Source organism: Pseudomonas sp. HMSC063H08, assembly GCF_001813645.1.
Taxonomy (GTDB): Bacteria; Pseudomonadota; Gammaproteobacteria; order Pseudomonadales; family Pseudomonadaceae; genus Pseudomonas; species Pseudomonas aeruginosa.
Genome location: NZ_KV813441.1, coordinates 1 through 21,337 on the forward strand (window position 1 = coordinate 1; position 21,337 = coordinate 21,337).

The window sequence follows — 21,337 nt, forward strand, 5'->3', positions numbered from 1 at the left end:
AGATAGAAACTGGCGTCAACACTTATTTGAAAGAACTATTCAGCTTTCAGCGTGATGCGCGCGAAAGCCTTCTTCCCTGCCTGGAACACACGGGTCTCACCCAGCGCCAGCATGAAGGCGCGGTCGACGACCTGCCCATCCACCTTGACGCTGCCGGCACCCAGGAGATCGCGAGCCGCCGCCGCATTCTTCACCAACCCCGCCTTATTAAGGACAGAGGCAACGGGCATATCCTCGGGGGACGACAGCTCGATCTCCGGCAGGTCTTCCGGCAGCTCGCCCTCCTTCAAGCGATTGCCGGCCGACTTGTGTGCGCTCGCCGCCGCCTCCTCGCCATGGAAGCGGGCGACGATCTCCTCGGCCAGCTTGATCTTGATGTCGCGCGGGTTGGCGCCCGCCTCGACGTCCTTGCGGAAGCTATCGATCTCATCCAGGGAACGGAAGCTGAGCAGTTCGAAGTAACGCCACATCAGCGTGTCAGGAATGGAGACCAGCTTGCTGTACATGACACCCGGCGCTTCCTGGATACCAATATAGTTGCCCAGCGACTTGGACATCTTCTTCACGCCATCCAGCCCTTCCAGCAACGGCATGGTCAGGATCACCTGGGCCTCCTGACCATAGGCGCGCTGCAGCTCGCGCCCCATCAGCAGGTTGAACTTCTGGTCGGTGCCACCCAACTCGACGTCCGCCTTCAGCGCGACGGAGTCATAGCCCTGGACCAGCGGATAGAGGAACTCATGGATAGCGATGGGCTGATTGCTGGCATAGCGCTTGCTAAAGTCATCGCGCTCCAGCATGCGCGCAACGGTGTACTGAGAGGCAAGACGAATGAAGTCAGCCGGGGTCAGCTGGTCCATCCAGGTGGAATTGAAGGCTACTTCGGTCTTGGCCGGGTCGAGGATCTTGAAGACCTGGGACTTGTACGTCTCCGCATTCTCCAGAACCTGCTCGCGCGTCAGGGGAGGACGGGTAACACTTTTCCCACTGGGGTCACCGATCATCCCAGTGAAGTCACCGATGAGGAAGATCACCTGATGCCCCAGGTCCTGGAACTGGCGCAGCTTATTAATAAGCACGGTATGGCCAAGATGCAGATCGGGAGCGGTCGGGTCGAAGCCGGCCTTGATCCGCAAGGGCTGGCCACGCTTCAGCTTGGCCACCAGTTCCGCCTCTACCAGGATCTCGTCTGCACCGCGCTGGATCAGCGCCAGCTGCTCTTCAACCGACTTCATTTACAGGTTCTGCCCAATTGCCAAAATCGAAAGGGAACCAACCATACAAGATCGCAGACTAAAAACAAATTTTGCCGACCGTCAGGGGGACGGAGCCAGGCCAGACGCGACTTTTGGCTTGATTCAAGGAGATTTTGGTTATATTTTAGGCAGTTATTTATTCACAATCCAAAAACACCAATCACGCCATGACGCAATCCGATCAGAAAGCGCCGCCGTATTACCCGAAAAGCCACTTGTTGGCCGCCAGCGGTGTTGCAGCGCTCCTCAGTTTGGCACTACTGGTGTTCCCCTCGAGCGAAGTCGAGGCCAAGAGGACCACGCTCAATCTGGAGCTTGAAAGCAACACCGATCGCCTCCTTCAGGAGAAAGACGACCTCCTGCCGCAATCGGTCACCAATTCCAGCGACGAAGGCACGCCTTTCGCTCAGGTAGAAGGCGCCTCCGACGACAACACCGCCGAGCAAGACTCGGACAAGCCGGGCGCATCTGTAGCCGATGCCGACACCAAGCCCGTCGATCCCGAGTGGAAGACCATCACCGTCGCCAGTGGCGATACGCTGTCGACCGTATTCACCAAGGCAGGCCTTTCCACCTCGGCCATGCACGACATGCTGACCAGCAGCAAGGATGCCAAGCGCTTCACCCATCTGAAGGTCGGCCAGGAGGTCAAGCTCAAGCTCGACCCCAAAGGAGAGCTGCAGGCGCTGCGAGTCAAGCAGAGCGAACTCGAGACCATCGGCCTGGACAAGACCGACAAGGGCTACTCCTTCAAACGCGAGAAGGCCCAGATCGACCTGCATACCGCCTATGCCCATGGCCGCATCACCAGCTCGCTGTTCGTTGCCGGTCGTAACGCCGGCCTGCCCTATAACCTGGTCACGTCGCTGTCGAACATCTTCGGCTACGACATCGACTTCGCCCTCGATCTGCGTGAAGGCGACGAGTTCGACGTGATCTACGAACAACACAAGGTCAACGGCAAGCAAGTGGCGACCGGCAATATCCTCGCCGCCCGCTTCGTCAACCGTGGCAAGACCTACACCGCCGTGCGCTATACCAACAAGCAGGGCAATACCAGCTACTACCGCGCCGACGGCTCCAGCATGCGCAAGGCATTCATCCGTACGCCGGTGGATTTCGCCCGTATCAGCTCGCGCTTCTCCCTGGGCCGCCGCCACCCGATCCTGAACAAGATCCGCGCACACAAGGGCGTCGACTACGCAGCCCCCATCGGCACACCGATCAAGGCCACCGGAGACGGCAAGATCCTCGAAGCCGGACGCAAGGGGGGCTACGGCAACGCCGTGGTGATCCAGCACGGCCAGCGCTATCGGACCATCTACGGACACATGAGCCGCTTCGCCAAGGGTATCCGCGCCGGTACCAGCGTGAAGCAGGGCCAGATCATCGGTTACGTAGGCATGACGGGCCTGGCCACCGGCCCGCACCTGCACTACGAGTTCCAGATCAATGGCCGTCACGTCGATCCGCTGAGCGCCAAGCTGCCCATGGCAGACCCGCTCGGTGGCGCAGATCGCAAGCGCTTCATGGCGCAGACCCAGCCGATGATCGCGCGCATGGATCAGGAGAAGAAAACCCTCCTGGCCCTGAACAAGCAGCGCTGATCGTGCCGCGCTACCTGGGGTTGATGTCCGGAACCAGCCTGGACGGCATGGACATCGTCCTGATCGAGCAAGGTGATCGCACCACCTTGCTCGCTTCCCATTACCTACCCATGCCGGCCGGGCTGCGCGAAGACATCCTCGCCCTGTGCGTCCCCGGTCCCGATGAAATCGCCCGCGCCGCCGAAGTCGAGCAACGCTGGGTCGCCCTTGCAGCACAGGGCGTGCGCGAACTGCTGCTCCAGCAGCAGATGAGCCCCGACGAAGTCCGTGCCATCGGCAGTCACGGTCAAACCATCCGACATGAACCCGCTCGCCACTTCACGGTGCAGATCGGCAACCCCGCCCTGCTGGCGGAGCTGACCGGCATCGATGTCGTCGCCGACTTCCGCCGCCGCGACGTCGCAGCCGGCGGCCAGGGCGCCCCGCTGGTACCGGCCTTCCATCAGGCGCTGTTTGGCGATGATGACGCCTCCAGGGCGGTCCTGAACATCGGTGGCTTCAGCAACGTTTCGCTGCTCAGCCCCGGAAAGCCGGTACGCGGCTTCGACTGCGGCCCGGGCAACGTGCTGATGGACGCCTGGATTCATCACCAACGCGGCGAACATTTCGACCGGGACGGTGCGTGGGCCGCCAGCGGCCAGATGAACAACGCACTGCTGGCAAGCCTGCTGGCGGATGAGTTCTTCGCCGCGCGTGGCCCCAAGAGCACCGGGCGCGAGCGCTTCAACCTGTCCTGGCTGCAGGAGCACCTGGCTCGTCACCCTGCCTTGCCGGCAGCGGATATCCAGGCAACCCTGCTGGAACTGAGCGCGCGCAGCATCAGCGAATCGCTGCTGGACGCCCAGCCGGACTGCGAAGAGGTGCTGGTATGCGGCGGCGGCGCCTTCAATACGGCGCTGATGAAGCGCCTGGCCATGCTGATGCCCGAAGCTCGGGTCGCCAGTACCGACGAATACGGCATTCCCCCTGCCTGGATGGAGGGCATGGCATTCGCCTGGCTAGCCCATCGGTTTCTCGAGCGCCTGCCCGGCAACTGCCCTGATGTGACCGGTGCGCTCGGTCCCAGAACTCTGGGCGCGCTGTATCCCGCCTGAAACGAAAACGCCGCGCATATAAGCGCGGCGTTTTCGTAGCGGCCCCATCGACGTCAGATCGAGAACGACTGTCCGCAACCGCATGTCGTGGCGGCGTTCGGGTTCTTGATGACGAACCTCGAACCTTCCAGGCCTTCCTGGTAGTCGACTTCCGAACCCGCCAGGTACTGGAAGCTCATCGGGTCCACCACCAGGCCCACGCCATCGCGCTCGATCACGGTATCGTCATCGGCGATATCTTCGTCGAAGGTGAAGCCATACTGGAAGCCCGAGCAACCGCCGCCGGTGACGAATACACGCAGTTTCAGGCGAGGATTGCCCTCTTCGTCAATCAACGTCTTCACCTTGTTGGCTGCGCCTGGGGTAAAGAGCAGGGGCGTAGGGGTGAAGGTCTCGATGCTCATGTTTCCGAATCTCCCGGCTTGAGGCCGTGCGTTACAACATTACGCCCATTATCCTCTTGTCCCAGAAAAATGGTCAACTAATCCACAGTTTCCACGCTGGCAGGCAGTTCCAGCGGGCGCGGACTGGCCTCGGTCATCGGGCACAGGCGGCCCTCGATCTGGGCCCCCATGGCGGTTTCGATCAGCCCATAGTGAAGATTGCCCTTCACCCGGGCCTGGGCCCCCAGCTCCAGGCGTTCGATGGCATGGATGTCGCCATCCACCTGACCGTCGATGATCACATGGGGGGCCCGGATTTCGCCATCGACTCGACCGCCGGCGCTGACCCGCACCAGCCCTTCGTGCGCCTGCAACGCTCCGCGGACGGTGCCGTCGATCTGCACCGCGCCCTTGAGGTTCATGTCACCGACCAGTTCGGCGCCGCTGGCGATCAGGCTGGTCTGCCCGGTGAAACGCTGGACGTCGGCCCGGCCTTTGTTCTTGCTCCACATAATGCTCACTCACTGCTTCGGCCAATCGAAACGGCGCTGTAGCGGTTTGGACTGGCCATTCAGCTCCGCACGTACGTCGATCAGCTTCGGGATGAAGTTCTTCGGCAGCTCCAGCTCGGCGAAACGCCCCCCTTCTGGGATCGACTGGAAATGCCGGAGGGAAATCGACAGCCCTGTCTTGCCCAGTTCCGGCGAGAGCTGTTCGAGGTCGTAGGTAGCGTCCTTGCGCGCCAGCTTGCCGCTGATGCGGACTTTCAGCCGCCCATCCAGCTTGCGGTCGTCCCTGCCCAGGCGGCTGAGCATCACCTTATAGCGGAAGCGCTGCGGGTCGTCCGTGCCCTGCACCTCAAAGGCACGGATTTCCAGCGCATCCGCCTTGCTGGCCGGCGCGACTACCCCCTTGTAGAACGCGATGTCCTGTTGCTGCTTGAACACCTGGTCCTCAAGCAGCTTGATGGTCTGCCGGCTCTGTTCGGTGGCCTGCTGGCTGAGGCGTTCTCCGCTGCGCAACACCTCGATTTCGGTACGCAGGCGCTCCAGCTCGGCCTTCTGCTCGCCGATCAGGGTTTCCTGGCGTTGCGCATCGGCCTCGCTGCGAGCGGCGTCCGCCCCGGTCGACCAGCGACCGCCGAGAAACGCCAGCGGAACCGCCAGCAGCAGCGCACCCACCCCGAGGCGGACCAGCCAGGCCCGCCGTGGATCACGGAACTGGAGTTCCCAGCCGGACATCAGGGGAGCAGGGCCGCATGCGAGAGGCCCAGGCGCTCGTCCAGCCCGAACAGGATGTTCATGTTCTGGAGCGCCTGACCCGAGGCGCCCTTGACCAGGTTGTCGATCACCGACAGCACCACCACCAGGTCGCCGCCCTGGGGGCGATGCACGGCGATTCGGCAGACATTGGCGCCACGCACGCTGCGGGTCTCCGGATGGCTGCCGGCCGGCATCACGTCGACGAAGGGTTCGTCGGCGTAGCGCTTCTCGAACAGCGCCTGGAGGTCGACCGAGCGATCCGCGACATGGGCATAGAGGGTTGCATGGATACCGCGGATCATTGGCGTCAGGTGCGGTACGAACGTCAGCCCGACGTCGCCGCCGGAGGCCCGACGCAGGCCCTGGCTGATTTCCGGGAGATGCCGATGCCCCTTGACCGCGTAGGCCATCATACTTTCGCCCGCCTCGCAGAACAGCGAGCCAACCTTGGCGCCCCGACCGGCGCCGCTGACCCCGGACTTGCAATCGGCGATCAGCCGCGAGGCGTCGGCCAGGCCGGCCTCCAGCAGCGGGATCAGGCCCAGTTGGGTCGCGGTCGGGTAGCAACCCGGCACGGCGATCAGGCGGGCCTGGCGGATCTTCTCGCGGTTCACTTCCGGCAGGCCGTAGACAGCCTCGTCGAGCAGCGCCGGAGCGCCATGCGGCTGGCCGTACCAGCGCGCCCACTCCTCGGCGTCCGCCAGGCGGAAGTCAGCGGACAGATCGATGACCCGGGTCCCGGCGTCCAGCAGTTCGCCAGCCAGCGCGTGCGCCACGCCGTGCGGCGTGGCGAAGAACACCACGTCGCAGGCGCCGAGGCGCTGCACGTCCGGCACGCTGAACTGCAGGTCGTCATAATGACCTCGCAGGTTCGGGTACATGTCGGCGACCTTCACCCCCGCCTCGGAACGCGAAGTGATCACTTCCACCCGGGCCTGCGGATGCTGCGCCAGCAGGCGCAGCAGTTCCACGCCCGTATAACCCGTACCGCCAACGATGCCGACCTTGATCATCTGTCCATCACTCCGCGCGCTGAGGCAAGCTAGCCAAAAGAGGCCAATGATAAGAGCCGAGCGCCGGCATGAACAGCGCTGGGCGTCCGGCTTTGCGACCGGTTCGGCCCTTCGGTCGGCAGTCTAGCCCGCGGGGTCGTCGGGCAGAAATTGCTGCGAGGCCCTATCCGAATGTTCCTACCTGTTATGCGGCCATATCTGCCGGCAAATCAGACAGCGGCAAGCCGCCAGGGTGACGCGTTCCAGCCATCCCTCTACTATCGGGGCACCGTGATCAAGAGGATGTCCTGATGTACCTGTGGCTCAAAGCCTTCCATATCATCGCCGTGGTCTGCTGGTTCGCCGGCCTGTTCTACCTGCCGCGCCTGTTCGTCTACCACGCCATGAGCGAGGACCAGACCAGCCGGGAACGCTTCTGCGTCATGGAGCGCAAGCTCTACCGGGGGATCATGATGCCCTCGATGCTCGCCACCCTGGTCCTTGGCCTCTGGATGCTCTATCTCACCCCCGGCTGGCTGAGCCAAGGCTGGCTGCACGCCAAGCTGACCCTGGTGGTCCTGCTGATCGGCTACCACCACGCCTGCGGCGCCATGCTCAAGCGCTTCGCCCGCGGCGAGCCGGGGCGTAGCCATGTGTTCTACCGCTGGTTCAACGAAGTGCCTGTACTGTTCCTGCTGCTGATCGTCCTACTGGTGGTGCTCAAACCTTTCTGACCCAGGAGTCCTGTCCATGTCCTTGCCCGCCCTGCTCGACCAACGCCTGCGACTGCCGATGGTGGCCGCGCCGATGTTCCTGGTATCCAACCCGCAGTTGGTGCTGGCCTGCTGCCGCAGCGGCATCGTCGGCAGCTTCCCGGCGCTCAACCAGCGCGAGAGCAGCGGCTTCGAGGGTTGGCTGGAGGAAATCGGGGCCGGCCTGCAGGCGCTGGACAATCCCGCGCCCTATGCGGTGAACCTGATCGTCCACAACACCAATCCGCGGTTGCAGGCCGACCTGCGGATCTGCGTCGAGCACCGCGTACCGATCGTCATCACCAGCCTCGGCGCAGTGCGCGAAGTGGTAGACGCTGTGCATAGCTACGGCGGCCTGGTATTCCACGACGTCACCACCCGCCGCCACGCCGAAAAGGCCGCCGAGGCCGGGGTCGACGGCCTGATCGCGGTGGCGGCCGGCGCGGGCGGGCACGCCGGGACCTGGAGCCCTTTCGCGCTGGTCGCGGAAATCCGCCAGTTCTTCGACAAGACTCTGCTGCTGGCCGGCTGCATCAACCACGGCCACGAGATTCTCGCCGCACAGATGCTCGGCGCCGACCTGGCCTATCTCGGCACCCGCTTCATCGCCACCCGCGAGAGCAATGCCTCCGACGCCTACAAGCAGATGATCCTGGAGGCACGCGCCGCCGACATCGTGCACACCCCGGCGGTGTCCGGCGTACCGGCCAGCTTCATGCGGCAAAGCCTGGAGGCCGCCGGCTACGATCTGAAGCGCCTGACCGACAAGGCAGACATGAACTACGGCGAGAAACTCAAGCCGGTGAACGACGAGGCCAAGGCCTGGAAGACCGTGTGGTCCGCCGGCCAGGGCGCGGGCAACATAGACGACTTGCCCGGCGTCGACGAGTTGGTCGCCCGCCTCGACCGGGAATATCGAGACGCCCTGCGGAACATGGATAGCCTGGCCAACCGCTGGCCGCGCTGAAACCGCCGGGTCACGGCGCCCCGGCTTGTGCGGGAGTTCTCATCTCGCGCTTGTGGGCGCCAAGGCCGCCGATTAGGCTGTCGGCTGCATTTCTCTCACCCCAGCTGACAAGGATGCCTGCATGACCGACCAACGCTTCAAGATCGTCTTCTCCGGCGAGCTGATGCCCGACGCATCGCTCGAAACCGTGAAGGACAATCTCGCCCGCCTGTTCAAGAGCGAACCGGGCAAGATCGACGCCCTCTTCGGCGGTCGCCCGGTGGTGCTGAAACGCGAACTTCCAGAGGCCGAGGCGGAGCGTTACCTGACCGCCCTGCGCCAGGCCGGCGCCAATGCCTACAAGGAAGTCGACCTGGCGGCCAGCCTGAGCCTGGTGGAAACGCCCGATCACAACCCCCAGGTCGCGGAAGAAACCCCAGCGCAACAGCTGCCTCCCATGACTTGCCCGAAATGCGGCCATGAACAGCCCAGCGGAGCGGAATGTTCGGCTTGCGGCATCATCATCGAGAAGTACCTGGCGCGCCAGGCGCAGCTCGGCGAAAACGCCGCGCCTGCGGCCTCCGCGGCCGCGGGCGCGGGCGCGTCTCCCTACACACCACCCAGCGCCCAGGTCGGCGAAGCCCTCCCCGAGTTCGGCGAGCTGAACGTGTTCACCACCAACGGCCGGATCGGACGCCTGCGCTATCTCGGCTGGTCGATGGCGATGACGCTGTGCTTCCTCGTCATCATGGGCCTGGGCTTCCTGCTCGGCGAAACCGTCGGCGTGGCCGTCACCGCCCTGGCCTCGATCGCCTTCATCGTCATTGCCGTGATGATCGGCGTGCAGCGCCTGCATGACCTCGGCTGGTCGGGCTGGCTCTGGCTGCTCAACTTCGTCCCCTTCGTCGGCAGCGTGTTCGGCATCCTGATGCTGGTCCTGCCCGGCAGCACCGGCGCCAACCGCTACGGTCCGCCGCCGCCGGCGAACAGCACCGGGGTGAAAGTCCTGGCCAGTCTGATCATCCTGCTGCCGATAGTCGGTATCATCGCCGCCATCGCCCTGCCGTCCTACCAGGGTTACCTGGAGCGCGCGAACTATGACGGCGGCGCCAGCGCTCCAGCCGACCCGTACACCACGGACGAGCAGGCCGCCGCAGCGGCGGCCGAAGCCGATGAAGCCGCCACGGCGGCGGCAGAGGCCATGGAAGACGACGACCAACAGTAGCCACGCAACCCCTCGCGACGGGCGGGGTCCAATTCCCCGTCCGTTTCGGAGAAGTCTCGAATGCCCCGTTATGCCCTGATCACCGGCGCTTCCAGCGGTATCGGCCTGGCCCTAGCCGAAGCCCTGGCCCGGCGCGGTCGCGCCCTGATCCTGGTGGCGCGCCAGCGCGACGCGCTGGAGAGCATCGCCTATGAGCTGGCGCAGCGTTTCGGCGTGGAAGTGCTGTTCCGCACCTGCGATCTTTCCGAGCCGCTGCAACTGTCAGGGTTGTTGCACGAACTGGAACAGGGCGAACGACAGATCGACCTGCTGGTTAACAATGCCGGGATCGGTACCTCCGGCCCCTTCATCGACCAGGAATGGGCGCGGGAACAGGAGCTGATCGAACTCAACATCCTGGCCCTGGCCCGCCTTTGCCACTCCCTCGGCGCCCGCATGGCGGCGCAGGGCGGTGGCCAGATACTCAATATCGCCTCAGTGGCCGCCTTCCAGCCCGGCGCCTGGATGAGCAACTACTACGCCAGCAAGGCCTACGTCCTGCACTTCTCGGAAGGCTTGCGGGAAGAACTGAAAGGGCGCGGCGTCAAGGTCTCGGTGCTGTGCCCTGGGCCAACCCGTACGGCATTCTTCCGGGAAGCCGGGATGCGGCTCGGCAGGCTCGACCGGAGCAAGCTGATAATGACCCCGGAGGAAGTCGCGCTGCTGGCCCTGCGCGGGCTGGACAAGAACCGCGCCCTGATCGTCCCCGGTTGGCGCAATCGCCTGCTGGCGCTGAGCCCACGCCTGGCGCCACGCTGGCTGGTGCGCCGACTCGCCGCGCGGATCAACGCCTCGGCGGTACCCTCCGTCCCACGGGGTTGATCGGCCTCTCCTCGCAGGGCAACGAGGTTAGCCGTCGGCTCAGTCTGCCGGCACCGCCCGCCCCTTGGCCCAGGTCCGCAGCGCGGCGAGCTTTTCCGCCATCAGCACCGACAGCGGCGAGGTTCGCGACAGCTCCCTGAGCAACAGCTCCTGATCCACCGCCTGCTGTCGCGCCTGCCCGGCGTACAGTGCCGCCACCACCGCCTGCTCGATCTCCGCCCCGCTGAAACCCTCGCTGGCAGCCGCCAGCAGAAGGAGGTCGAACTGTGCCGGCTCCAGCTCGCGGCGTTGCAGATGGATGCGGAAGATCTCGGCGCGAACCTCCGGCGTCGGCAGGTCGACGAAGAACAATTCGTCGAAGCGTCCCTTGCGGATCAGTTCGGGCGGCAGGCGGTCGATAGCGTTCGCGGTGGCGACCATGAAGACCGGCGCCTCGCGCTCGGCCATCCAGGTCAGCAGGGTACCCAGCACGCGCTGACTGACGCCGTTGTCCTGGTCGCCGCCAGAAATGCCCTTCTCCACTTCATCCATCCACAGCACGCAGGGCGCCATCTGTTCGGCCAGGCGCAGCGCCTCGCGCAGGTTGCGCTCGGTTTCGCCGAAGTACTTGTTGTAGAGACAGGCGAAATCCAGACGCAGCAACGGCAAGCCCCAGAGGCCGGCCACCGCCTTGGCCGCCAGGCTCTTGCCGGCGCCCTGCACGCCGACCAGCATCATGCCCTTCGGCTGGTTGCCAGGCTTGCCGGCGAGGAACGCCGACTGACGCTCGCCGAGCCAGCGCTTGAGCGCGGCAAGCCCGCCGACCTCGGCGAAGCGCGCGGTGTCGTACTCGAAGCTCAGCACGCCCTCCAGGTCGAGTAGCTGGAACTTGGTGCGGTTCAGCTCGGGCAGGTCCTCCTGGGTGATCGCCCCATCGTTGCAGATCACGTTGCGCGCCAGCAGTCGCGCCTCGGCATGGCTGAGTCCGCGCAGGTTCTTCACCACCTGCTGCAGGGTGCGGTTGTCGGTGCGCACGCGGGCACCACGGTTGCGCTCGCTCCAGCGCGTCGCTTCCTCACGGACGATGCCGAGCAGTTCGTCTTCGCTGGGCAGGGACAGCGAGAACCGCGCGGCGAAGCGCTGCACCTCAGCCGGCAGCTTCAGCGCATGGGACACCAGCACCACGGTCGGTCGATGATTGCCTTCGGCCATGGCGATTTCCTTGAGCAGGCGCACCAGGGTCGGGCTGTCGCCAAGGAAAGGATGCAGGTCGCAGAGCACGTAGAGATTCGCCTGCTGATCGTGCTTGATCAAGCGCAACGCCGCGACCGGGTCGCGGCTCTCCTCCCCGCCCAGCGGCTCGCCGCCGAAGCCCAGGTGCTGCACGCCCTCGGTCACCGACCAGGCATACAGGCCAAGGCCGCGCCTTACCGCCAGGCCGGTGAGGGTTTCCATCACCTTCGGCTCGTCCCAGGACTCGATCAGGATCAGCTTGACCCGGGAATCCAGGACCAGGCCGAGGTCGTGTATGTCGTTCTTCACTGCGGCTCCTTCACCCTTGGGCGGTCGCGACGGGCACCGCTACACTCGGGAAAGCACCCGAGGCCGGAGGAATCGCCCATGGACTGTCTGTTCTGCAAGATCGTGGCGGGGGAAGTTCCCGCGCGCAAGTTCTACGAAGACGAGGAAGTTGTCGCGTTTCACGATATCGGCCCGCAGGCGCCGGTGCACTTCCTGGTCATCCCGAAAAGGCACATTCCCACCCTCGAGCACCTGACCGAGGCAGACCGGCCGCTGGCAGGCCATATCCTCTTCACCGCCCAGCGCCTGGCCCGGGAGCAGGGCTGCAAGGAAGGCTTCCGTGTGGTGATGAACTGCAACGACCTTGGCGGGCAGACCGTGCACCACATCCACATGCACGTGCTGGGTCAACGCCAGATGCACTGGCCGCCGGGCTGAGTCCCTGCTGGCGCTGCGACATCGCAGCCCGTCCGCAACATCCTGCTATCAGCGCACTTCCGGTAAACTGGTGCGATCTTTCGTTTCCGGAGGTGCGCCATGTCCGCCGACCGCCACTATTCGCCCATCGACCGTTTCCTGCTGCAGGCCGACTCCGCCCTGCGCACCCTGCTGCCGTTCAGCGGCCAGCCGGCGCGACCGTCGCCGGCCATCGTGGAACCCGATGGCGAACTGAGCGAGGAAGACACCCGCCATATCGCCGGCCTGATGCGCATCAACCACACCGGCGAGGTCTGCGCCCAGGCGCTGTACCAGGGCCAGTCGCTGACCGCCAAGCTGCCCGAGGTCCGCGAGGCGATGGAGGAAGCCGCCGAGGAGGAGATCGACCACCTGGCCTGGTGCGAGCAACGCATCCGCCAGTTGGGCAGCCGTCCCAGCGTGCTCAATCCGATCTTCTACGGCCTGTCCTTCGGCGTCGGTGCCGCCGCCGGGCTGGTCAGCGACCGGGTCAGCCTGGGCTTCGTCGCCGCCACCGAAGACCAGGTGTGCAAGCATCTGGACGAACACCTGGCGCAGATTCCCCAGGAAGATCGGAAATCCCGTGCCATCCTCGAGCAGATGCGTATCGACGAGGAACAGCATTCGAGCAACGCCCTGGCCGCCGGCGGCCTGCGCTTCCCGGCACCGGTGAAGCTGGGCATGAGCCTGCTGGCGAAGGTGATGACCAAGAGCACCTACCGCATCTGAATCGCATGCATGAAAAAGCCCGCTCGAAGCGGGCTTTTTCTTTCTCGTGTGCGATCAGCGCGGCATGTTGCGCGCGTAGAAGATCTCCAGCATTTCGTGCTTGAGCCGTTCCGTGACCTGCTCGCGCTGCTCCGTCGAGAGCGTCCGGGTAGCGTCGCCGAACAGGTAGTTCTCCAGTTCGAAGTCCTTGAGCAGCATCTTGGTGTGGAACAGGTTCTCCTGGTACACGTTCACGTCGGTCATCTGGTAGGCCTCGCGCGTGTCGTCGGAGAGATAGTTCTGGATCGAGTTGATCTCGTGGTCGATGAAATGCTTGCGCCCCTCGATGTCGCGGGTGAAGCCGCGGACCCGATAGTCGACCGTGACGATGTCCGAGTCGAACTGGTGGATCAGGTAGTTCAGGGCCTTCAGCGGGGAGATCACTCCGCAGGTGGACACATCGATGTCCACGCGGAAGGTCGCGATGCCGTCCACCGGATGGATTTCCGGGTAGGTATGCACGGTGATGTGGCTCTTGTCCAGGTGCGCCAGGATGGTGTCCGGCAGCGGGCCCGGGGACTCTTCGATCTGGCTGTCGGTCGGAGTGACCGGCTGCTCGGAGATCAGGATGGTCACGCTGGCGCCCTGGGGGTCGTAGTCCTGACGCGCGATGTTCAGGATATTGGCGCCGATGATGTCGACAACATCGGTAAGAATCTGCGTCAGACGCTCCGCGTCATACTCTTCGTCGATGTACTGCACGTAGGCCTGGAGGTCTTCGGGCGTCTCGGCGTAGCAGATGTCGTAGATGTTGAAGCTCAAGGTCTTCGTCAGGTTGTTGAACCCGTGGAGCTTGAGTTTGCTTTTCACCGTGGGGAACTCTCTCGGTTGCTTGCGGCTCTGCCGCAGGGTTGGGGCATGCCCGTCAGATGCGAACGACGCACCTGCGTAGGACGGTTAACACCTCTTCGCGATGGCGATTGTGGTTTGTTGAGTTGCACGGGCGCCGGCTGGCGCCATTGGTCACCCGACCGGGATGGCTCGGGAAACGTCTATCAGAGCGGAAGAATCTTCCGAACTGAACGGCCGCCCGACGGAATCGCGCGGCACGAAAAAAGGGGCGCATTATGCAGAGCCAATCAAGCCTCCGCCAGAGTTTGCGCCCCTTTTATGATGACCGGATGTCGTCTCAGCCGAGTTCGACGATCTCGTAGTCGTGGGTGATCTCCACCCCGCCGCGACCGAGCATGATCGACGCCGAGCAGTATTTCTCCGCCGACAGCTCCACCGCGCGCTTGACCTGGGCCTCCTTGAGACCGCGGCCCTTGACCACGAAGTGCACGTGGATCTTCGTGAACACCTTGGGCTCCTCGTCGGCCCTTTCGGCCTCGAGGAAGGCTTCGCAGCTCTCCACCGGCTGGCGCGCCTTCTTCAGGATGCTGACCACATCGAAGTTGGTGCAGCCGCCGAGGCCGATCAGGACCATCTCCATAGGGCGCACCCCGAGGTTGCGTCCGCCATGGTCCGGCGGACCGTCCATGACCACCACGTGGCCGCTACCGGACTCGCCAAGGAACATCGCCTCGCCCGCCCACTGGATACGCGCTTTCATCGTTCAGACTCCCGCCGGCAAAGGGCGCCAGCTTAGCACAGGGCCCAAGGACAGTACGGGATCACAGTCCTGATAGCTGCGTCGCAAAATCACATCGACCTTCATGGTCCGTCTGTTAAGCTGGACGCGGTTTACTGGCACACTTCCTGATCTGCCCGGTTGGGGGGAGCTCTCCGCTGAGCTCCCGGGCCCTGGCAGGTCTCTCCATAAGAACTCAAAAAAACATCGCCTTGTACGTCAGGCATATTCTTTATTCTTTCGGGACTCGGGCATGGTAGCTATTACCCACACACCCAAACTCAAACACCTAGACAAGCTGCTCGCACACTGTCACCGCCGCCGCTACACCGCAAAGAGCACCATCATCTATGCCGGCGATCGCTGCGAAACGCTGTTCTTCATCATCAAGGGTTCGGTCACCATCCTCATCGAGGACGACGACGGCCGCGAAATGATCATCGGCTACCTCAACAGCGGTGATTTCTTCGGCGAGCTGGGATTGTTCGAAAAGGAAGGCAGCGAACAGGAACGCAGCGCCTGGGTTCGTGCCAAGGTGGAATGCGAAGTCGCCGAGATCAGCTATGCGAAGTTCCGCGAACTGTCGCAGCAGGACTCGGAGATCCTCTACACCCTGGGCAGCCAGATGGCCGACCGCCTGCGCAAGACCACCCGCAAGGTGGGCGACCTGGCCTTCCTCGACGTCACCGGACGCGTCGCCCGCACCTTGCTGGACCTGTGCCAGCAACCGGACGCCATGACCCACCCGGACGGCATGCAGATCAAGATCACCCGCCAGGAGATCGGCCGGATCGTCGGCTGCTCGCGGGAAATGGTCGGACGCGTGCTGAAGAGCCTGGAGGAGCAGGGCCTGGTGCATGTGAAAGGAAAGACCATGGTGGTCTTCGGCACCCGCTGAACAGCACCCATGAAAAAGGCCGGTCGCAACCGGCCTTTTTCATGGGGTTCGACAGCGCGGATCAGTCAGGATCGGCGCCCAGCACCACACCGCCACGCTCCAGGAAGAACAGGCGCTTCAGCTCGAGGCCAGGATCGTCGGCCCGCATGAACGCCTCGCCAACCAGGAAGGCGTAGACCTCGCTGACTTCCATCAGCTCCACGTCGGCCCGGTTGAGAATACCGCTCTCGGTGACCACCAGGCGGTCGCGGGGAATTTCCGGCAACAGGTCGAGGGTGGTTTCCAGGCTCACCTCGAAGGTGTGCAGGTTGCGGTTGTTGATGCCCACCAACGGCGTGTCCAGGGTCTTCAGTGCACGTTCCAGCTCGGTGCCGTCATGCACTTCGACCAGTACGTCGAGACCGACCGACTTGGCAGTCGCCGCCAGTTCGGCCATCAGCACGTCGTCCAGCGCCGAGACGATCAGCAGGATGCAGTCGGCACCGATCGCCCGCGCCTCGACGATCTGGTACGGATCGATCATGAAGTCCTTGCGGATCACCGGCAGCGCACAGGCGGCCCGCGCTTCCTTCAGATAGGCATCGGCGCCCTGGAAGAAGTCCACGTCGGTGAGCACCGACAGGCACGCCGCGCCACCCGCCTCGTAGCTGCGGGCGATCTCTGCCGGGACGAAGTGTTCGCGCAGCACGCCCTTGCTCGGCGATGCCTTCTTGATCTCGGCGATCACTGCCGGCTCCTTGCGCTTGGCCCGCTCCAGCAGGGCATTGGCGAAGCCGCGCGGCGCATCGGCGCTACGCGCCAGCCGCTCGACCTCGGCCAGGTTGACGCGCGCACGGCGCTCGGCGACCTCCTCGGCCTTGCGGGCGAGGATCTTCTGCAGAACCGTCGGCACACTCACTGTGCGTTCTCCTCTCTGTAAACGGCGGTGAAGGCCACCAGTTCGTCCATCTTCTCCCGTGCCAGCCCGGTGTGCAGGGCATCGTGGGCGAGTTGAATGCCCTCGTGCAGGCTGGTCGCCAGATCGGCAGCGTACAGTGCCGGGCCGGCATTCATCACGATCAGCTCGGCGGCCTTCTGCCCAGCCTCGGTCTTGCGCCGCCCCAAAGCGTCGCGGATCAGTTCCAGCGAGGCCTGCGGACTGTCGACCTCCAGCCCCATCAGGGTCTGGCTCTTGATCCCGAAGTCCTCGGGACGCACTTCGTACTCGCGTACCTCGCCGTCCTTCAACTCGGCAATGTGGGTCGCCGCGGCCAGACTGAACTCGTCCAGCCCGTCGCGCGAATGCACCACCAGCACATGCTCGCTGCCGAGACGCTTGAGCACTTCAGCCAGCGGCTTGCACAGTTCCTGGGTGAACACCCCGACCACCTGGTGCCTGACTCCCGCCGGGTTGGTCAGTGGGCCAAGCATGTTGAACAGAGTCCGCAAGCCCAGCTCGCGGCGCGGACCGGCGGCGTACTTCATCGCCTTGTGGTGGACCTGGGCGAACATGAACCCGACGCCGACGGTGTCGATGCAACGCGCCACCTGTTCGGAGGTCAGCTCCAGGTAGATGCCGGCGGCTTCCAGCAAGTCGGCGCTGCCGCTCTTGCCGGAGACCGCGCGGTTACCGTGTTTGGCGACCTTGCCGCCAGCGGCGGCGACCACGAAGGACGCCGCCGAGGATACGTTGAAGATGTTCGCGCCATCGCCGCCGGTGCCGACCACGTCGACCACATGCTTCAGCGTAGGCAACTGCACACCGTCGGCCAGTTCGCGCATCACCGCCACCGCGCCGACGATCTCGTCGATGGTTTCGCTCTTCATCCGCATGCCCATCAGGAAGGCGCCGATCTGCGCGTCGGTGCACTGCCCGGTCATGATCTGGCGCATGACCGCCTGCATTTCCTCGGTGGTCAGGTCGAGCTGGTTGACGATGCGATTGAGGGCTCCCTTGATATCCATCTCAGTTGCCCTCCCCACGCACGCCGCCCTGCTGGCGGAGGAAGTTGGCCAGCAACTCGTGGCCCTGCTCGGTGAGGATGGACTCGGGATGGAACTGCACGCCCTCGACATTCAGGGTCTTGTGGCGTACGCCCATGATCTCGTCGAGCGGTCCGTCGGCATGTTGGGTCCAGGCGGTGATCTCCAGGCATTCCGGCAGGCTCTCTCGCTTCACCACCAGCGAGTGGTAGCGCGTCACCGTCAGGGGATTGGCCAGGCCGGCGAACACGCCGAGGTTCTTGTGGTGGATCGGGCTGGTCTTGCCGTGCATCACCTGCCGCGCCCGCACCACTTCGCCGCCGAAGGCCTGGCCGATGCTCTGATGGCCAAGGCAGACACCGAGCAGCGGCAGCTTGCCGGCGAAGCGCTCGATAACGGCCAGCGAGACGCCGGCCTCGTTGGGGGTGCAGGGACCGGGGGAAAGGACGATGCGCTCGGGCGCCAGGGCCTCGATCTGTTCCACGCTCAGTTCGTCGTTGCGCACCACCTTGACCTCGGCCTTGAGTTCGCCGAAGTACTGCACCAGGTTGTAGGTGAAGGAGTCGTAGTTATCGATCATCAGCAGCATGCTGGCTGTAACCTCTTGATTTCATTCTTATGCGAATCGCATCACCCGGCTTTCGCCACACCCGTTTCCCGGCGTGCTCGCGGAGGAAGGGGGAGTGGATCGTCGGCATTATGCCTGTGGAAAACGGGGGACGCAGGGAGACGTGACCGGCCAGGCCGGCGAAGAAGAAGTCAGGCGCGCCAGCGCCAACGGGCGAATGCCTTGATGAGGGAGGTGATGATGCTGCTGAGGTGGATCACGATAGCGGTCTCACGGAGCCATGTTGGGGAACATAGCCCAGTGGGGAGGATGGGTGCAACAGCGGGATGTCGGGAAGAGCGCCGGCCGGAGCGGCCGGCGCAGGGGATGCTACTGTCAAGACAGGCTTCGGGGTGGCGCTGAAGCCTGCTTACATGGCGGGCGGGTTCAAGGAAGTGGATATCGCCCCTTGATCTCTTCTACCTTGGCGATCCAGTCAGAGTAGTCCGGCTCGGTGCCGGCCTTGATAGCGTCGAACTCGGCCTCGGTCTTGAGCGGGTCACTCTCCAGGCGGTAGGCATTTGCCCGCGCCGCGGCTGCGGCATCGTACTCAGCCTGCAAGCGTTCGGCGGCCTGCTGCTCGGGGGTTCTCAGTTGGCTCCAGTCAATGTTCATTTCGGTAGCTCCACAGGTCCGTCAACTTCCACCAAAATTGGTTCAATCTCGGCGCGATAAGCAGTCAGAATGTCTGCTGTCACTTGGTGGATGTAGCGTACGAGAAGAAAGTTGCTTCGAACCTCCACCTCTTGCAGGGGGGTTATGTTGATGTATGCCTCCGGAGGCAAGTACCCACCCACTGCAAGTGGAGAAAAATCGAACTCTACGCCGTCGATAGTCAACCGCAATCCGTTTACAGAAACCGAGCTTACCCGTTCTTTGCCAGGCAATCCGACTTGCAGGTCGGGTTTTAGCAAGAACTTCATTAGCGCCATCTCCCTACCGCGTTGACAGAACAGTCGATGAAGTTCCCAGAAGCCCAGCCACTCGATACGTAAGTAGGGCGCATGACTCGTACGTTGCACGCGCTAACAGTAGTAGCAGCGACCAATACCGGACCGAGTTGCTGGAACTGCAATGGATTGATATCCGACTGCTGACCTTGAATTAAAGTAGCGGTGACATTCGGGGGTTCGAAAAAGCTCATGGGGAACGTGTACTGGCGGGTCAAGATGTCTACCGCGCTGAATTCCAGACGGAGCTTCGCGTAGATAATCTGAGTGCCGTCGGCGAAACGCAGACTGGTGCCCACGTTGATAGCCGTGGTCCCGTTCTGCTGCATGACCGCACCGTTCGGAACATTCGACCCGTCAACAGATACCGTACCTACAAGCTGCTTATCCGAGAGTAGCCGCACCCATGCGCCCCAGTTGCCGGAGAGCTTCCGGCGGAAGTACATGAGGTCAGAGGTTCGCGGAATGAGCATCTGCACGGCGGTGCTCACATCGTACGGATGGTGGTAGAGCATGGATCCGATAGGGTTGATACCGTCGACCCCCGGCGGCAAGTTCGCCCAAGGCGACGCTCCGATACCGTAGAACCCGCATTCGTTCGGGACATTATTGGCGTCGCTGACAGCCCGCAGATTGGACATCGACTTCGGCATGCCACCAATAAAGCTCAGGGCATTCTCAGCAGTCGCTGCGGCGTTGAGTCCCCGCCCCACCGCCGTCATTCCCATGTCCGCCTGCGCTTGCGTGCCGGTATTGGACAGGGCCCACGGCTTTATGCCCGCAAGGGTCGCCCCCCAGTCCATCGCGATCTGGTTGAAACGATCTGATAGGTCCTTGTCGTAGCCCAGGATCGGCGCCACTGCATAGGGCTGGCCGCTGGCCGTGCTGCCCTGGTAGTTGGGTTTGATCGAGATGACCGTCGAACTGGCGACGTTTGTGACCTCGTACCAACAACCATCGGGGCCACGAAATGCATCGCCGACCCGGGCATTGGACGAGAACTGTGTGCCAGTACCGGTAACGGTCGGGCTATTTGCGGTCACCGCTACGGTGCCGGTTGAATACCATACCATGAACTTTCCTCATTAAAGAGAGGTAACATCGACAATCATTACGGCGGAATCTCCACCACTGTAGTAAGTTTGGTTTGTCACTCCGCCCTGTAAAAGCCTGTTGTATACCGTTACGCGCTCAACTGTCAGAGTGTTTCCAGAGATTCGAGATGCGCTTGCATCCATCAACTCAATCCGCCATTTCGGCGGAAAGGGAGGCGGAGGATTCGGTGGCGAAGGAGCGGGACCTACTTGAGTCGAATATGACGAAGCCAGAGGGACTATCGCATAGACCCTGCCAGGGGGAAGCTGGTAAGTAGCGACACCTGTTCCCTTGGGGGTGACATACACCCCAACAACTTTCAAGTAATCAAGATCACTATCGAAAGTCACTACATCTGTGGCTGCGTTTCTTAAAACAAGACTGCCAGCAGCGGAAGTTGATGATGGGTCATCGAAAATATAATACGAAACACTCCCCTCGGACTGAGTTGCCACCTTCCAAGAAACTGATGTGCCATTCCTTTGCACCTTCGACAGATACACAAGCTGATTCGAGGATAGCGCCAGTATCGGCAGTCTGCTAGAACTGATCGCGGTGTGCGAGACCACCGCCGAAATGACTCCATTGCCATCATTCGCAGTAGTCACCGCCCCCTTTGCTTTCAGCGCCGTATTTACAAAGCTGTCGTCAATAACGACCGCCCCGCTTGGATTTCTGACAATAACCCGCGCCATTAATAAATCCCATAGACGATACTAATCGACCTTGGCGGAGTCGACCATGACAAGGTATTACCAGACACAGTAATACTAGGCAGATTGAAGGTGACAAACTCAATATCTGGAATCCATGACCACCAGGGGCTGCCGCCAGAAAACTCTGGAACAACAATACTGCCTGCCGAATTACCAGTTGAGATAATTCCCAACTGTTTGGTAATACGACTCGACAGATCAACCTTAACCCTCCCTGTCAACCTGTCACGAATAATGAATGTCGCCATCAGACTGATATCTCCACAACAACTATATTTGTCGCATTATCAGTAATCGTCCACTTTCCCCCGGTAAAGCGTGACGTTGCGTTTACTGATGATGCATTGAGCTCTATGCCCCCGGTTTTATTTATCTGCCAACCTGTCTGACCAGACACATAGTTGTTCGACTGAATCACGTTGCCGATCTTCGCGTTG

25 protein-coding genes are annotated in these 21,337 nt (G+C 62.8%); 9 read left to right on the forward strand and 16 right to left on the reverse strand.

The window, feature by feature from the left end:
- Positions 1 to 35: 35 nt before the first annotated feature.
- Positions 36 to 1,235: a tyrosine--tRNA ligase gene (gene tyrS / locus HMPREF2924_RS14715; protein WP_003129242.1), complete on the reverse strand. Its 1,200-nt coding sequence runs from the start codon at positions 1,233 to 1,235 to the stop codon at positions 36 to 38.
- Positions 1,236 to 1,423: 188 nt separating this feature from the next.
- Here tyrS and HMPREF2924_RS14720 point away from each other — a divergent pair, with 188 nt between their 5' ends.
- Together HMPREF2924_RS14720 and HMPREF2924_RS14725 are read left to right on the forward strand one after the other, a co-directional pair.
- A complete protein-coding gene (locus HMPREF2924_RS14720; protein WP_003085274.1) occupies positions 1,424 to 2,863 on the forward strand; it encodes a peptidoglycan DD-metalloendopeptidase family protein in 1,440 nt (479 codons plus the stop codon).
- 2 nt (positions 2,864 to 2,865) lie between these two features.
- On the forward strand, positions 2,866 to 3,957 hold the full coding sequence (locus tag HMPREF2924_RS14725) for an anhydro-N-acetylmuramic acid kinase (protein WP_003129240.1): 1,092 nt from the start codon (positions 2,866 to 2,868) through the stop codon (positions 3,955 to 3,957).
- Between the two features lie 53 nt (positions 3,958 to 4,010).
- Here HMPREF2924_RS14725 and erpA read toward each other — a convergent pair whose 3' ends face one another.
- From erpA to argC, 4 genes are all read right to left on the reverse strand, one after another.
- Positions 4,011 to 4,361 (reverse strand): iron-sulfur cluster insertion protein ErpA, encoded by a 351-nt coding sequence (gene erpA, locus HMPREF2924_RS14730; protein WP_003085254.1) that lies wholly within the window; start codon positions 4,359 to 4,361, stop codon positions 4,011 to 4,013.
- Between the two features lie 77 nt (positions 4,362 to 4,438).
- Positions 4,439 to 4,861, reverse strand: coding sequence for a bactofilin family protein (locus tag HMPREF2924_RS14735; RefSeq protein ID WP_003120826.1), 423 nt, complete (start codon positions 4,859 to 4,861; stop codon positions 4,439 to 4,441).
- Entirely contained in the window at positions 4,862 to 5,581 is a 720-nt protein-coding gene (locus HMPREF2924_RS14740; protein ID WP_003085249.1) for a DUF6776 family protein, read from the reverse strand.
- On the reverse strand, positions 5,581 to 6,615 hold the full coding sequence (argC, locus tag HMPREF2924_RS14745) for an N-acetyl-gamma-glutamyl-phosphate reductase (protein WP_003101649.1): 1,035 nt from the start codon (positions 6,613 to 6,615) through the stop codon (positions 5,581 to 5,583). The genes HMPREF2924_RS14740 and argC overlap by 1 nt, the downstream gene beginning before the upstream one ends.
- Positions 6,616 to 6,905: 290 nt before the next feature.
- Between argC and hemJ the strand changes: the two genes are divergently transcribed.
- The 4 genes from hemJ to HMPREF2924_RS14765 all read left to right on the forward strand — a co-directional run bounded on the left by hemJ (position 6,906) and on the right by HMPREF2924_RS14765 (position 10,378).
- Complete coding sequence (hemJ, locus tag HMPREF2924_RS14750; RefSeq protein ID WP_003085245.1) at positions 6,906 to 7,328, forward strand: protoporphyrinogen oxidase HemJ; 423 nt, start codon at positions 6,906 to 6,908, stop codon at positions 7,326 to 7,328.
- A 16-nt stretch (positions 7,329 to 7,344) separates the two neighbouring features.
- Positions 7,345 to 8,313, forward strand: a complete 969-nt coding sequence (locus HMPREF2924_RS14755; RefSeq protein ID WP_003085244.1) for an NAD(P)H-dependent flavin oxidoreductase — start codon at positions 7,345 to 7,347, stop codon at positions 8,311 to 8,313.
- A gap of 121 nt (positions 8,314 to 8,434) precedes the next feature.
- Positions 8,435 to 9,517, forward strand: coding sequence for a DUF805 domain-containing protein (locus HMPREF2924_RS14760; RefSeq protein WP_023094502.1), 1,083 nt, complete (start codon positions 8,435 to 8,437; stop codon positions 9,515 to 9,517).
- Between the two features lie 60 nt (positions 9,518 to 9,577).
- Positions 9,578 to 10,378: an SDR family NAD(P)-dependent oxidoreductase gene (locus HMPREF2924_RS14765; protein WP_003129228.1), complete on the forward strand. Its 801-nt coding sequence runs from the start codon at positions 9,578 to 9,580 to the stop codon at positions 10,376 to 10,378.
- A 39-nt stretch (positions 10,379 to 10,417) separates the two neighbouring features.
- Here HMPREF2924_RS14765 and HMPREF2924_RS14770 read toward each other — a convergent pair whose 3' ends face one another.
- Positions 10,418 to 11,899, reverse strand: coding sequence for an AAA family ATPase (locus HMPREF2924_RS14770; protein WP_003129227.1), 1,482 nt, complete (start codon positions 11,897 to 11,899; stop codon positions 10,418 to 10,420).
- A 78-nt stretch (positions 11,900 to 11,977) separates the two neighbouring features.
- Between HMPREF2924_RS14770 and HMPREF2924_RS14775 the strand changes: the two genes are divergently transcribed.
- Positions 11,978 to 12,316, forward strand: a complete 339-nt coding sequence (locus HMPREF2924_RS14775; protein WP_003129226.1) for a histidine triad nucleotide-binding protein — start codon at positions 11,978 to 11,980, stop codon at positions 12,314 to 12,316.
- A 99-nt stretch (positions 12,317 to 12,415) separates the two neighbouring features.
- Positions 12,416 to 13,063, forward strand: a complete 648-nt coding sequence (coq7, locus tag HMPREF2924_RS14780) for a 2-polyprenyl-3-methyl-6-methoxy-1,4-benzoquinone monooxygenase (RefSeq protein WP_003085224.1) — start codon at positions 12,416 to 12,418, stop codon at positions 13,061 to 13,063.
- Between the two features lie 54 nt (positions 13,064 to 13,117).
- Here coq7 and speD read toward each other — a convergent pair whose 3' ends face one another.
- Positions 13,118 to 13,912: an adenosylmethionine decarboxylase gene (gene speD, locus HMPREF2924_RS14785; RefSeq protein ID WP_003085223.1), complete on the reverse strand. Its 795-nt coding sequence runs from the start codon at positions 13,910 to 13,912 to the stop codon at positions 13,118 to 13,120.
- A gap of 319 nt (positions 13,913 to 14,231) precedes the next feature.
- The gene (locus tag HMPREF2924_RS14790) at positions 14,232 to 14,654 is read right to left on the reverse strand and encodes an OsmC family protein (protein WP_003085219.1); all 423 of its coding nucleotides are present in this window, start codon (positions 14,652 to 14,654) and stop codon (positions 14,232 to 14,234) included.
- A 271-nt stretch (positions 14,655 to 14,925) separates the two neighbouring features.
- Between HMPREF2924_RS14790 and crp the strand changes: the two genes are divergently transcribed.
- Positions 14,926 to 15,570: a cAMP-activated global transcriptional regulator CRP gene (gene crp, locus HMPREF2924_RS14795; RefSeq protein WP_003085214.1), complete on the forward strand. Its 645-nt coding sequence runs from the start codon at positions 14,926 to 14,928 to the stop codon at positions 15,568 to 15,570.
- A 61-nt stretch (positions 15,571 to 15,631) separates the two neighbouring features.
- Here the strand turns inward: crp and trpC are convergent, their stop codons facing one another.
- From trpC to HMPREF2924_RS36440, 8 genes are all read right to left on the reverse strand, one after another.
- Positions 15,632 to 16,468: an indole-3-glycerol phosphate synthase TrpC gene (gene trpC, locus HMPREF2924_RS14800; RefSeq protein WP_003129225.1), complete on the reverse strand. Its 837-nt coding sequence runs from the start codon at positions 16,466 to 16,468 to the stop codon at positions 15,632 to 15,634.
- Positions 16,465 to 17,514, reverse strand: coding sequence for an anthranilate phosphoribosyltransferase (gene trpD / locus HMPREF2924_RS14805; RefSeq protein ID WP_003085203.1), 1,050 nt, complete (start codon positions 17,512 to 17,514; stop codon positions 16,465 to 16,467). Before trpD ends, trpC begins: the two co-directional genes overlap by 4 nt.
- Before the next feature lies 1 nt (position 17,515).
- Positions 17,516 to 18,121, reverse strand: coding sequence for an aminodeoxychorismate/anthranilate synthase component II (locus HMPREF2924_RS14810; RefSeq protein ID WP_003129224.1), 606 nt, complete (start codon positions 18,119 to 18,121; stop codon positions 17,516 to 17,518).
- A 405-nt stretch (positions 18,122 to 18,526) separates the two neighbouring features.
- Positions 18,527 to 18,754, reverse strand: coding sequence for a hypothetical protein (locus HMPREF2924_RS14815; RefSeq protein WP_003129222.1), 228 nt, complete (start codon positions 18,752 to 18,754; stop codon positions 18,527 to 18,529).
- On the reverse strand, positions 18,751 to 19,062 hold the full coding sequence (locus HMPREF2924_RS14820; protein WP_023094501.1) for a hypothetical protein: 312 nt from the start codon (positions 19,060 to 19,062) through the stop codon (positions 18,751 to 18,753). Before HMPREF2924_RS14820 ends, HMPREF2924_RS14815 begins: the two co-directional genes overlap by 4 nt.
- The gene (locus HMPREF2924_RS14825; RefSeq protein ID WP_003129221.1) at positions 19,062 to 20,162 is read right to left on the reverse strand and encodes a pyocin knob domain-containing protein; all 1,101 of its coding nucleotides are present in this window, start codon (positions 20,160 to 20,162) and stop codon (positions 19,062 to 19,064) included. The genes HMPREF2924_RS14820 and HMPREF2924_RS14825 overlap by 1 nt, the downstream gene beginning before the upstream one ends.
- A 12-nt stretch (positions 20,163 to 20,174) precedes the next feature.
- The gene (locus tag HMPREF2924_RS35890) at positions 20,175 to 20,879 is read right to left on the reverse strand and encodes a hypothetical protein (protein WP_023094500.1); all 705 of its coding nucleotides are present in this window, start codon (positions 20,877 to 20,879) and stop codon (positions 20,175 to 20,177) included.
- 268 nt (positions 20,880 to 21,147) lie between these two features.
- Positions 21,148 to 21,337 (reverse strand): phage tail tip fiber protein (locus HMPREF2924_RS36440; protein WP_256567953.1); only part of this gene is annotated, 190 nt, incomplete at its 5' end.